The 13,009-nt window shown below is 66.9% G+C and carries 7 protein-coding genes; 3 read left to right on the top strand and 4 right to left on the bottom strand.

The window, feature by feature from the left end:
• Nucleotides 1-93 precede the first annotated feature (93 nt).
• On the top strand, nt 94-2,283 hold the full coding sequence (locus IB223_RS16035) for a M3 family metallopeptidase (protein WP_192202751.1): 2,190 nt from the start codon (nt 94-96) through the stop codon (nt 2,281-2,283).
• 309 nt (nt 2,284-2,592) lie between these two features.
• Here IB223_RS16035 and IB223_RS16040 read toward each other — a convergent pair whose 3' ends face one another.
• On the bottom strand, nt 2,593-3,477 hold the full coding sequence (locus IB223_RS16040) for a DnaJ C-terminal domain-containing protein (RefSeq protein ID WP_192202752.1): 885 nt from the start codon (nt 3,475-3,477) through the stop codon (nt 2,593-2,595).
• A 149-nt stretch (nt 3,478-3,626) separates the two neighbouring features.
• Nucleotides 3,627-4,067, bottom strand: coding sequence for an Hsp20/alpha crystallin family protein (locus IB223_RS16045; protein WP_142125015.1), 441 nt, complete (start codon nt 4,065-4,067; stop codon nt 3,627-3,629).
• Between the two features lie 148 nt (nt 4,068-4,215).
• On the opposite strand from IB223_RS16045, the gene IB223_RS16050 reads away from it, so the two are divergent.
• Nucleotides 4,216-4,695, top strand: a complete 480-nt coding sequence (locus tag IB223_RS16050; RefSeq protein ID WP_192202753.1) for a peroxiredoxin — start codon at nt 4,216-4,218, stop codon at nt 4,693-4,695.
• 78 nt (nt 4,696-4,773) lie between these two features.
• Nucleotides 4,774-5,448 carry a hypothetical protein gene (locus IB223_RS16055; RefSeq protein ID WP_192202754.1) on the top strand — a complete coding sequence of 225 codons (675 nt, stop codon included), beginning with the start codon at nt 4,774-4,776 and terminating at the stop codon, nt 5,446-5,448.
• A 2-nt stretch (nt 5,449-5,450) separates the two neighbouring features.
• On the opposite strand, the gene pbpC is transcribed toward IB223_RS16055, so the two are convergent.
• Nucleotides 5,451-7,823 (bottom strand): penicillin-binding protein 1C, encoded by a 2,373-nt coding sequence (pbpC, locus tag IB223_RS16060; protein WP_192202755.1) that lies wholly within the window; start codon nt 7,821-7,823, stop codon nt 5,451-5,453.
• Nucleotides 7,824-8,051: 228 nt separating this feature from the next.
• Entirely contained in the window at nt 8,052-12,995 is a 4,944-nt protein-coding gene (locus IB223_RS16065) for an alpha-2-macroglobulin (protein ID WP_192202756.1), read from the bottom strand.
• Between the last annotated feature and the right edge of the window lie 14 nt (nt 12,996-13,009).

Below are 13,009 nucleotides of genomic sequence, written 5' to 3' on the forward strand. Positions count from 1 at the left end.
CCGCCGGGTCCGTCGCCCATGCCTTTCGTCATGGGTCCGGTCCGCCCCCCTGGGTTACCCTTGGGAATCCACTCTGTCAGGACGTTGCGCTACATGACCACCCGCCTCGCCATCGCGCTCGCCGCGACCCTCGGACTCGCCATGCCCGCCTACAGCCAGGCCGCCACCCCGGCCACCCAGACCGCCCAGGTCGCCAATCCCTTCTTCGCCGAAAGCCCGCTGCCGCTGCATTACCCGCAGTTCGACAAGATCAAGGACAGCGACTTCGCCCCCGCCTTCGACGCCGGCATGGCCGAGCAGCTGAAGGAGATGGACGCCATTGCCAACGACCCGGCCGCGCCCACCTTCGAGAACACCATCATCGCGATGGAGAAATCCGGCCAGGTGCTGGACCGCGCCACCACCGTGTTCTTCAACCTGGTGGGCACCGACACCAACGATGCGCGCAACAAGCTGCGCGCCGATTACTCGGCGAAATTCGCCGCGCATGGCGACGCCATCAGCCTGAATCCGAAGCTGTTCGCCCGCATCAAGGCGCTGTTCGACAAGCGCAACGACCTGGGCCTGGACGCGCAGGGCGTGCGCCTGATCGAGCGCTACCACACCAGCTTCGTGCGCTCCGGCGCCAACCTCAACGACGCCGACAAGGCGACGCTGAAGAAAATGAACGGTGAACTGGCGTCGCTGGGCACCACCTTCAGCGACAACGTGCTGAAGGAAGTCAACGCCTCGGCCGTCGTCGTTGACGACGTGAAGCAACTCGCCGGCCTGACCGATGGCCAGATCGCCACCGCTGCCGAAGCCGCCAAGAAGCGTGGCCTCGAGGGCAAGTACGTCCTGACCCTGCTCAACACCACGGGCCAGCCGCCGGAGTCGCAGCTGACCAACCGCGCCCTGCGCCAGCGCCTGCACGAGGCGTCGGTCGTGCGCGGCAGCCGCGGCGGCGAGTTCGACACCACCGCGCTGGTCTCGCGCATCATGAAGCTGCGCGCCGACCGCGCGAAACTGCTGGGCTACCCCAACCACGCCGCGTACGGCCTGGAAGACCAGACCGCGCGCACGCCGGAAGCCGTCAATGCGATGCTGGGCAAGCTGGCGCCGGCCGCCGTGGCCAACGCCAAGCGCGAGGCCGCCGACCTGCAGGCGATGATCGACCAGGAGCAGAAGGCCAAGGGCGAGCCGACCTTCGCGCTTGAGCCGTGGGACTGGGCGTTCTACACCGAGAAGGTACGCGCGGCGAAGTACAACTTCGACGAGTCGCAGCTCAAGCCGTACTTCGAGATGAAGAACGTGCTGGAAAACGGCGTGTTCTACGCCGCGACGCAGCTGTACGGCCTGACGTTCAAGGAACGCACCGACCTGCCGAAGTACCACGCCGACACCTGGACCTACGACGTGTTCAACGCCGACGGTTCGCAGCTGGCGATCTTCATCTTCGACCCGTATGCGCGCGACTCCAAGCGCGGCGGCGCGTGGATGAACTCGTACGTGTCGCAGTCCGGCCTGACCGGCGACAAGCCGGTGGTCGCCAACCACCTGAACGTACCGAAGCCGCCGGCCGGCGAGCCGACGCTGATGACGTGGGATGAAGTCACCACCACGTTCCACGAGTTCGGCCATGCGCTGCACGGCATGTTCTCCGACGTGAAGTATCCGTACTTCAGCGGTACCAGCGTGCCGCGCGATTTCGTGGAGTACCCGTCGCAGGTCAACGAGATGTGGGCCGACTGGCCGTCGATCCTGGCCAACTATGCCAAGCACCACAAGACCGGCGAGGCGATGCCGCAGGCACTGCTGGACAAGGTGATTGCTGCGTCCAAGTTCAACCAGGGCTTCGCCACCACCGAGTACCTGGGCGCCGCGATGCTGGACCAGCGCTGGCACCAGATCACCGCCGACCAGGTGCCGGACGCCGCCGGCGTGATGAAGTTCGAGGCCGCCGCACTGACCGCCGACGGCATCAACTACAAGCCGGTGCCGCCGCGCTACAAGACCCCGTACTTCAGCCACATCATGGGCGGCTACTCGGCCGGCTACTACGCCTACATCTGGTCGGAAGTGCTGGACGCCAACAGCGTGGAATGGTTCAAGAACAACGGTGGTCTGAAGCGCGAGAACGGCGACCACTTCCGCAAGACGCTGCTGTCGCAGGGCGGCAGCCAGGATGCGATGAAGCTGTTCCGCGACTTCGCCGGCCACGATCCCAGGATCGAGCCCTTGCTGGAAAAGCGCGGCCTGACGGCACCCGCCAGCACTGCGCCGGCGGCCAAGCAGGTCAAGTAAGCGGACCTGCCAGGTTGCATGATGTTTCCCACGCCACCTTCGGGTGGCGTGGTGCTTTCAGGGGGCTGGAATCCACGGGTGACGCGCAGGGTTTTCCACAATGCGTGTGGATGGAACCTGCACGAAACTGTGGATAACCCTCTGGCCGCCTTGTGCGGCGGACATGTCAAGACGGGCGGCGAAAATTTCGCCACTCCGCACTGCCGAACATCGGGTATGCCCTGGCGCACCATCACGGCGCCCTCGATGCCTTGAAGGTTGATCGAGAGCGTGGCACGCCAGGGCGCACCCTACGTTTCGCGGATGGGATCAGGCGTCGAAGGCCTTGCCCAGCGCCGCATAGGCCTGGCGCTGCTCATCGGTCTCCGCACGCGGCGCCGTGATCTCCAGTTCCACGATCTGGTCACCGGGTGGCGTGCCGGGCAGGCCGCGCCCGCGCAGGCGCAGCTTGCGGCCGGAATCCGAGTCCGCCGGGATCTTCAGGTCCACTGCGCCACCCAGCGTGGGGACGCTGACGGTTGCGCCGAGCGCCGCTTGCCAGGGCGTCAACGACAGCACATGGATGATGTTGCGGCCGTCCACCTCGAACTGCGGGTGCGGCGCGTACTCCACTTCCAGCAGCAGGTTTCCGCCTTGCGTACCCTGCCCGGCGAGCCGGATCACCTGCCCCGGCTTCACCCCCGTCGGCACGCGGACATCGAGCTGCCGCCCGTTGACGTTCACCCGCACGCTGCCGCCGTCATGCACCGCCTGCAACGGCACCGACAGCTTCGCGCGCGAATCCCGCATTGGCTGCGGTCCGCGCGACTGCGCCTGCTCCGCGCGGGCGCGCCTGCCAAACAACCCCTCGAAGAAATCACTGAACCCGCCAGTGCCACCGCCCGCACCACCGAAGATCTCCTCGTAATCGAAGTCCTGCGATCCCGGCCCGCCGCGCCCGAAATCAGGCGGCGGGCGGAACTCCTCTCCGGGCCGATAGCCGCGCGCGCGCAGCTGGTCGTAGGCTGCCCGCTTCTGCGGATCACGCAAGGCTTCGTACGCTTCGTTGACGGCCTTGAACTGATCCTCGGCACCGGGCTCCTTGCTGACGTCAGGGTGGTACTTGCGGGCCAAACGACGGTACGCCGTCTTGATCTCGGCGTCGCCGGCCGTGGGCTCGACGCCCAGTACCGCGTAATAGTCCTTGAACTGCATGGAATCTCCGCACGATCACGCGGGATGCCGTCCACCATGGCGGGGAGGCATCCGGAAAAAAGAAAAGGCCCGCGACGCGGGCGCCACGGGCCGATTCTATCGCTCCGCCCGCGGCCCCGCCGTGTCGCCCGGCGGGGCCGCGGCACGGCTTACTGCACCTGGATGCGGCGTGGCGTGGTTTCAGGCTTCTTGGGGATATCGATCTGCAGGACGCCATGCCTGCCGGTGGCGGTGATGCCATCGGCGTTGGCGCTGTCCGGCAGCGAGAAGCGGCGGTAGAAGGTGCCGTGGACGCGTTCCATGCGGGAATAACGCGCCCCCTCTTCCTTTTCCGACACCCGTTCGCCCCGCAGGGTCAGGATGCCCTTGTCCATGTGGATCTCGATGTCCTTGGGATCCACGCCCGGAATGTCGGCCAGGATCACGAAACGGTCGTTGTCCTCGCGGATGTCCACGCGCGGCGCCCACTGGCTGGTCACCACGTTGGACTGGTCGGCGTCGGCCTCGCCCAGGAAACGGTCGAAGACCTGCTTGATCTCGTCCTGCAGGCCGCGGGCATTGCCCCAAGGGTTGTACTGCACGATGCTCATGTCGGTAGCTCCTCTGGAAGTGGCGCCGGTCCTGCCGGGCGCCGATGTCCCGGAAATAGGCGCTTGCCCGGTCATTTCAAGACCGTCACGGCCACACCACACCGACACGCTAAACTGCATTCAGTTTTCCTCCACACAAGGCATTCCCATGAGCATCCAGGTTGGCGAGCGCATTCCCGAAGTGACCCTCAAGCGGATCCGCGAGGGCGTGGAGACGGTCGACACCGTCACCCTGTTCGATGGCCGCAAGGCCGTGCTGTTCGCTGTCCCCGGCGCGTTCACCCCGACCTGCTCGGAGAAGCACCTGCCCAGCTACGTGCAGCACTTCGACGACTTCCGCAGCCGCGGCATCGAGGTCTTCTGCGTGTCGGTCAACGATCCCTTCGTCATGCAGGCCTGGGGCAAGACCCAGCACGTGCCGGATGGCCTGCAGATGCTCGCCGACGGCAATGCCGACCTGGCCAAGGCACTGGGCCTGGAGATGGACGCCAGCGCCTACGGCATGGGCATCCGCGCCAAGCGCTTCGCACTGTATGTGGAAGACGGCGTGGTGAAGAACGTGTTCGTGGAAGCGCCCGGCGAGTACAAGGTCTCCGGCGCGGAGCATGTGCTGGAACACATCGGCTGACGGATGCGGCGTCGTGACCGCTCCAACGACGCACTAAGGGCGTTGGTCGCGGCACAGGTCAGCGTGCCGCGGCTGCAGATGAGCCTGCTGGTGCTGCTGACCGCCGCCACCGGCTTCCTCGCGTCCGTGGTGCTCTCCGCGATCGGCATGGATGCGCTCTGGTTGCGTTACCCGGTATGCGTGCTGCTCGCGTACTGCACGTTCCTCGGTTTGATCTGGGCCTGGCGCCGCCATCGCGAATGGGATCTGAGCGGCTTGCCCTCCGGTGACGGCGCTTCACCATCGTCGTCGTCCGGAAAGCATGATTGGCAGGGCGGCGGCGGCAGTTCCGGCGGCGGCGGCGCCAGCGCATCGTTCGATGCCCCGGCAATGCATGCATCGTCCGCTTCCTTCGGTCCAATCCCGACCTCGGCCGAGCTTCCGTCGCTCGACAACACTCTCGATGCCGACGAGGCCCTGCCGGTCGTGTTCGTGATGGTGTTGCTGGGCGGCGCGCTGCTCGCGGTGGGCTGGGTGATCTGGATTGCGCCCACACTGCTGGCGGAACTCGCGCTGGACGCGGTCCTTTCCGCCGGCCTCTACCGACGCCTGAAGCGTCCGTCCACCGACGATCATTGGATCTCTACCACGCTGCGACATACGGGGAAGCCATTCGTGGCAGCCACGCTATCCTTGCTCGTCGCCGGCGCCCTGATGAACCTGCTGGTACCTGATGCCACGTCGCTGGGTGAGTTTCTTGCTCATTTCCAATGACCTCAACGCAACACGTTGAATCGCGCCCGCGCCCATGCACCGTTGTCAGCCAGCGCGGTGAGCTGGTGTTCGCCCGTTTCGGTGAAATCATGCTGGAACGCCTGCGCGCCCCGAGTCTCCGCGATCCAACGACCGTCGAGCAGCCACTGCACGCCGGTGTCGGTGCCCAGTGCGCGCAACTGCAGCCGGATGCCATGCTCACTGCCCGGCGCACGCGCCAGCGTGGCGAGGTCATTCAAGCCGTCGATGCGCAGTTCCTCAACCGCATCGCGGCCGTCGGGCTGGCAGTCTTGCGACAACGGCGGCAGCCGCGACGCCGTCCGCTCGCGCGCAGGCAGCCAAGGCGACGCCAATGCAGGCCAGCGCGCGATCTCCGTGCTGCGCGCGTCGTGCGTGCGTGCGCACTCGCCCGAGAGACGCAGCCCGGTCCGCGCATCCACCTCGAAGCGCTCGCGGCCGGCACTCCACAGGCGTGCGTCGCGTTCGGCGAACGTGGGCGGCACATTGCCACCCAGCGTCCACGCATCGCGCCTGCGCTGGCAGAGCTGCGGCGACTCGGCTTCTGCCTGCGTGCCCAGCGGCCAGCAGACCTCCTGTTCGGCCACGTCGGCAGGTGGCGGCATCGGACCCGCATCGCCCTGCGCACGCGGCAGGCTGTCGATCACTTCGAACATCAACGGGAGCGCGGTGACCGCGCCGTACTGGCCAGGCAGTGGCGTGCCGTCGGGCCTGCCCACCCACACCCCGACGGTATGGCGACGGGTGCTGCCGAGCGCCCACGCATCGCGGAAGCCATAGCTGGTGCCGGTTTTCCACGCCACTCGCGGGCGGTTCGCGGTGTCGAGCACGCCACTGCCGTAACCGGGACGCGGATGCGCCTCCAGTACTTCGCGAATGATCCATGCCGCGCCGGGCGACAGCAGGCGACGATCGGAGGCTGGGTCCTCTGCGGTGTAACGCACGCGGCCCGACAGTCCGCCACGGTTCAATCCTGCGTATGCGCCCACCAGATCCTCCAGGCGCGCACCGGTGCCGCCGAGGATCAGCGACAGGTTGGGCTGCGCACCACGCGGATAGCGCAGCACGAGACCATTGTTCGCCAGACGCGCTGAGAAACGCGCCGGTCCGACGCGGTCCAGCAGGTCCACTGCCGGCACGTTGAGCGACAGGCGCAGCGCATCAGCGGCGCCGACGGGTCCATTGAAGGCCGCGTCGAAGTTGCCGGGTCGGTAGCCACCGAAGGACTGCGGCGCGTCGATCAGCAGGCTCTCGGAATGGATCAGTCCGTCGTCCAACGCCAGGCCGTACAGGAACGGCTTCAGTGTCGAACCGGGCGAACGCCATGCCTGCACCATGTCGACATGTCCCAGCCGTTCGCGGTCACCGAACGCCACCGAGCCGACATACGCGCGGGCTTCCATCGTGGCGTTGTCGATCACCAGCAGCGCCGCGGATGTCCGTGCAGGCAGCGTGGAGAAGTAGCTCTGCACACGCTCTTCCAGTGTGCGCTGCAGGCCGGCATCGAGGGTGGATGTAATGCGCGATGCTCGCGGTTGCTGGCGGCGCAGACGTTCGGCCAGCAGTGCGGCGCTCAACGGCGCCTGCAGGCTACGGGCGACGACGGGCTCGACACGCGCATCATCGACCTCGGCCTTCGACCAGACGCCGAGATCGGCCATGCGCTGCAGCACCTTGTCGCGTGCCACCCGTGCCGCCTCAGGATGGCGATCCGGGCGCAGGCGGCTGGGCGACTGCGGTAGCACCGCGAGCAGTGCCGCCTCGGCATGCGAAAGCCGTGCTGCAGGCTTGCCTAGGTAGGCCCAGCTCGCCGCATCCACGCCTTCGATGGTGCCTCCGAACGGCGCACGCTCGAGGTAGAGCGTCAGGATCTCGCGCTTGGACAGGTGCGCTTCCAGTTGCAGCGCGCGCAGCATCTGCTTGGCCTTGCCCCATGGCGTGCGCGAATGCCGGTCCAGCATGCGCGCGACCTGCATGGTCAGCGTGGAGCCGCCGGACACGACACGCCCGTGGCGGACGAATTGCCCCGCCGCACGCACCAGCGCCCACGGATTGATGCCGGGATGCTTCCAGAACCAGCGGTCTTCGTAGCTCAACAGCGCCTGCAGGTAGAGCGGCGATACCGTGTCGGGTGATGCGGGATAGCGCCAGACGCCGTCGCGATCGGCGAAGGCGCGCAGCGGCGTGCCGTCGCGTGCGACGACCAGCGTGCTGGTGTCACGGGTCTTTGGCAGCGGCGGCGGGAATGCAAGATCCGCCGCCAGCAGCGCGACGAGCAGGACCACCGTCGACCATCGCAGGCGGGATAACCACCGTCGTTTCCGACCTTCGTCATTCCAGCGCATGCTGGAATCCATTTCGCTTTTGATCCGCTGTGTCATTGGCCGTAGATGGCTGAAGATCAAGATGGATCCCGGCGTTCGCCGGGATGACGTCCGGGAAACTTCTCGCCAACTCCAACCCCGTCATTCCAGCGCATACTGGAATCCTTTTTGGTACCGGTCCGCAGCGTCATTGACCGGAAGCGGCTGAAGACCAGGAGGAATCCCGGCTAGCGCCGGGATGACGAAAGAAGACCGTCCGCGCTACGGCTGCACCACCGTGATCGTCGCCGGCGACGCCTTGCCGACACCGCGGATGTCCGGACGGTACATGTCCTCCACCAGCGAGGGCGGCACGGTGTACGTGCCCGGCGTCACCGCACGCACCAGGTAGAACACCTTGGCGGTGTCGCCGCGGTCCAGTTTCAGTGCGGCCACGTAGCGGTCGTCGCGGAACTCCTCGTGCTTCACGTCGGCCGCGCCACCACGGTCGCTGATCGAGATGCCATCCACCACCACTTCGGCCCATTGCTTGGCATCGCCGAGGTTGAAGTTCTCGATCTCCAGCCCCGCCGGCAACAGGTCGGTGAACAATGCATCCGGCATGGCGACATTGGCGGTGATGCCGACGCGCACGATCAAGGCTTCGCCCTCCTTCAGCGTGCCGCCTTTCCATTCCTTTCCATCGGTCGTGTAGTAGCGACGCTCGATGCCGATCTGGCGGTTGTCCGGCGCTGGCGCACTGCGCGGGATGCCGGCCACGTCGAGCGATGCGTACAGCGGCGGCGAACCCTCGGGTACGAAACGCACGCCACGCGCCAGCGCGGCATGGTCCACGCTGCGCCCGAACAGGCGCACGGGCGCCACCGCCTGCGCGTCGCCGCCGATGCTCCATTGGCCCGAGACCAGTTTCTTCTGGTCGACCATCAACGCCTTGCCCAGCCTTGCCAGCGCCACCTGCTCCTGGGTGCTCAACCACAGCCAGCCACTGTTGCGGCGCGCGTCCAGTTCGCGTCCCAGCGAGATGGCGCGACGGTCGAACTCCGGCTTGGCCAGCTTGCGCTCGTGTACCAGCGCGATCATCAAGGCGTCGTCGCGCAGTTTCGTCCCGTAGTCGCCCAGGTATTCCGGGCGGTCACCCGTCTTGGCGAACCCTTCGGTGATCGCCTTGGCGCCACGGTTCTTGTCGCCCTGCAGCGACAACGCGATACCCAGGTGCACCAACGGCAGGCCGGTCAGGCTCTTGCCGCGCTCGTTGTCGTACAACGCACGCAGCGTACCCAACGGCGCCCGGTTCACGCGTGCCAGCACATAGCCTGCATAGGCCTGATTGGCGAACTTGAGGTGATCGCGCCGGTCGTAGCCGTAGAACTGCGCGCCACCGGCCAGCAGGTCTTCGTTGAGGCGCGCCAGCGCCTTCTGCAGCACCGCATCCGGGACCGCGAAGCCGCCTTCGCGCGCATCCAGCAGGAACTCGGCGATGTAGGGCGTCAGGCCCGGGTTGACGTAGTCGTCGTCGCCCCACATCGAGAAGTGGCCGTTCGCCACCTGCATCGACGCCAACCGCCCGAAGGCGCCCTCCATGCGCTCGCGGCGCTTCTTCGCCTCCAGCCCATCGATGCCCAGCAGCCTGGCCGTCGCATCATCCAGTTCCAGCGCGGCATAGCCCTTGCTGGTGGTCTGCTCGGCGCAGCCGTACGGGTACTCCAGTGCGCCCTTCAACGCACTGGCGAACGGAATCGGGGGCAGCGCACTGACCGTCATGCGCGCGGTGACCGAGCCGGGCATCAGTCCATCCGCGAAGCCCGCGCCCATTTCCACCGGCCCCAGGCTGTCCAGCACCTGCGTGCGCGAGCGCAGCACCGCCGGCCAACCGGCACGCACCGGCACGTCGTAGCGGCGGTCGACCTTGAAGCCATTGCCTTCCACGCGCACGCGCACCTGCGCCGTGGTGTAGCCCTCACCCGCGGTGATCGGGAACGTCAGCGTACGCTTGGCGTCCACCGGCAGGTCGGCGTTCTTGCTGCCTTCGCCGATGTCGAGCGGGCCCTCGCCGTTCACCAGCACCTTGAACGCGCCCGCCTTGCCGGTGAAGTTCTGCACATCCAGCGTCACCGTGCTCCTGTCGCCCGGCGCCAGCACGCGCGGCAGGCTGGCCTCGGCCACGATCGGCGCGCGCACCACGGTCTCGCGGTCGCGGTTGCCGTAGCGCGTGTCCGAGTAGACCAGCGCCGACACGCGCAGCGTGCCGTTGAAGTCCGGCACCTTCAGCGCGATGCGTGCATTTCCCTTGCCGTCCAGCTTCACCGGACCGGAGAACAGGTCCACGGTCTGCACGCGCGAGGTCGGCCGCTTGGCCTGCGGCAAGGCCGCCAGCGCCATGTCGCCACCGAACCGCATCTTCGCACTGCCGCCTTCGAAGCTCTCGATCACGCGGCCGTAGATGTCATAGGCGTCCACGCCGAAGCGGCGCTGGGCGAAGAACTGCGCGTTCGCGTCGGGCACGGGGAAGCGGGTGATGTTGAGGATGCCGACATCCACCGCCGACACGGTGACGTGCGCGGCCTGTCCCGCGAGCTCGGGAACACTGACCGTTACCGGCAGGTTATGCTCGGGGCGCATCTGTTTCGGCACCGACAGGCCGACCGCCACGCGACGGTCACGGCGGTCCATCGGTACGTGCGCCACGCCGACCGCGCGGGCGGGCGTGATCTTGCTCGGCGCGGAGCCGCCACGGAACACCAGTGCGGTGACGTAGACGTCGTGCCGCTCCCAGTCCTTGGTCACCGGGATGGAGAACGTGCTGCCCGGCTTGGCGTCGATCGCCTGCACGTACAGCATGCGGTCGCTCTCCACCATCAGCAGGCCCTTGCCCGCGTGCGGCGGGGTGATGGTGACCTGCAGCGTATCGCCGACCTTGTAACCGGTCTTGTCCAGCGCCAGCTTGACCTTGTCGGGGCGCGCATCCAGACCGCGGTTCTGGTCGTCCCAACTCCAGCCGGCACGGAACGGATAGCGCGTGGTCAGGCCTGTCGCCGGATCGAACACGTCCAGCCGGTACTCGCCCCACTCCACCGGGAAATCGATCTTCGACGCGCCCGTGCCCACGTCCAGCGTGCGCGTGTCCTTGTTCTCGAACCGACGGGTGAAGTCGTAGTCCCAGCCGCCATCCTCATCGTAGTTCCAGTGGTAGTCGCGCAGCTCGCGAACCAACGTCGCCTTCAGGCCCTTGCCGGGCTGCGGCTTGCCGGCGGCATCCACGCGCACGAGTTCGAAGCCCGCATTAGCGTTGGCATCGGCGCCGTCCTTGTCGTCGAACAACGGGCGGATGCCGACCAGTGCGTTGGCCGGCCACAGCACGCGCTTGAGCGTGCGGTTCACCGTGCGACCACCGGTCTCGTACACGCTGCCGGATACGATGGCGGCGATGGTGCTGCGAGGCTTGGCCTCGGCCGGCAATGCGATGTCTTCCTGCACCACGCCGCTCTCGGGCAGCGTGGTATCGATGACGTCCTTGGCTTCTTTCGGCAGTTCCAGCGTCGGGTCGCCAAAGAAGTAACCGGGCAATTGCTCCAGCGGGTGCTGTTCCACCGCCACCGCCAGCTTGGCGGTGAAACGGTTGCCGCTGGCTGGCGCCCCGTACAGGTAGGCGGCCGTCGCCTTCAGCTTGAACGGCTCTCCCGGCTTCAGCACGGACTGCGCGGTGTCCAGGTCCAGCTTCATGCGCTCGGGCAGGAACTCCTCGATGCGCAGCGTCATGCCCTGCACGGCTTCCTTGCTGGCCGGGTCGGTGCGGAACTCGACCTGCCAGCGCCCGGTCGGCGCTTCCACCGGGATCACTTGCTCGAAGTTGAAGTAGCCCTGCGCACCCGGCTGCAGGCGCGTCTCGCGGAACACCTTGCCGTCCGGCTGTTTCAGGCGCAGGAACACGGATTGTCCGCCCCCCTGCTTCGGCGCAGGCACGGGCTTGCCGTCGTTGTCGCGCAGCAGCGCGGAGATCCGCACCGTTTCACCGGGGCGGTACAGGTCGCGCCCGGACCACGCGAACACGTCGAACCACGCCTGTTCGCGCCCGGCGACGGCGAACTCCGACAGGTCGAGCGCCGGCTGGTTGAACGGCAGCATCGACACGTCCTTGCCGCGCGTGGCGACCAGCACGTGTCCGGCGTCCAGCGTGTAGTTCAGCAGTGCATTGCCATTGCCGTCGGTCTTGCCGGCCAGGATGCTTTCGCCACGCGCATCCAGCACCTTCAATTCGACGCTGCCCGTGGCGGTGCCGTCCTGCAGCGACGCGGTGTGGACGAACAGCTTGTCCTTGTAGGCGCGCGTGTGCAGGCCGATGTCGCTGACGGTGAAGAAGGCGGTCTCGAACTCGCCCGCGAACTTGCCGGTACGCTTCATCACCGCGAAGTAGAGGCCCGGATCCTGCAGTTCGCGGATGTCCTGGATCGGCAGGTAGGTCAGCACGCGCTCGTTGGGCTTGCCGCCCAGCACGAAGCGGTTGAGATAGACCGGTTCGGCCAGCTGGCCCAGCGGCGTGCTGTCGCCGTAGTCGCTGTCCAGGTCCCAGCTGCCACGGCGACCGCCGCGCTGGTACTCGGCGAAGAACTTGGGCAGCTGCTTCTCGCTGACCCGGAGGAACTCCACGTCCACTTCCGGCACGTTGATCGACACCACCGGCAAGCCGCGACTCTCGCGTGCCGGCAACACGCTGCCCTGCGAGGCGAAGCCCACCGCCGGGTCGAGTTCACCGGTATGCACCTTGCGCGTGTCGTCCTTGCCAAGTCGCGTGCCGTCCGCGGCGGAAAGACCCGCTTTCAGCGTGACCTCGTAGTCCTTCGCGGCTTCCACCGAGGGGAAGCGCAGGACGAGGCCCTTGTCGTCCAGCACCCAGCTGCCCTTGACGGCCGCGCCGTTGGCGTCCTTCACCACCAGCAGCGTGTCGAAATCCTGCGAGCTCACCAGCGGCCGGCTGAACTCCAGCGCGATGGCCAGGTCACCGTCATGCTGGTCGGGATACGCACCGACCAGCGCGAAGCCTTCCACCTTCTCGGCCTTCGCCTTGATGGGTTCGCCACTGATGTCGGGAAGTTGCCCGGTCTCGTTGCGCTTGCAGCCGGCCAATGCCGCTGCCGCCAGCAAGACAACAAAAAACGCGCGCACCCAGTGGCCGCGCGCGTTCGTCCTGTTCCGATAGAGCGATCCCATGTGCCATTCCCTGC

Source organism: Pseudoxanthomonas sp. PXM03 (assembly GCF_014852005.1).
Lineage (GTDB): Bacteria > Pseudomonadota > Gammaproteobacteria > Xanthomonadales > Xanthomonadaceae > Pseudoxanthomonas_A.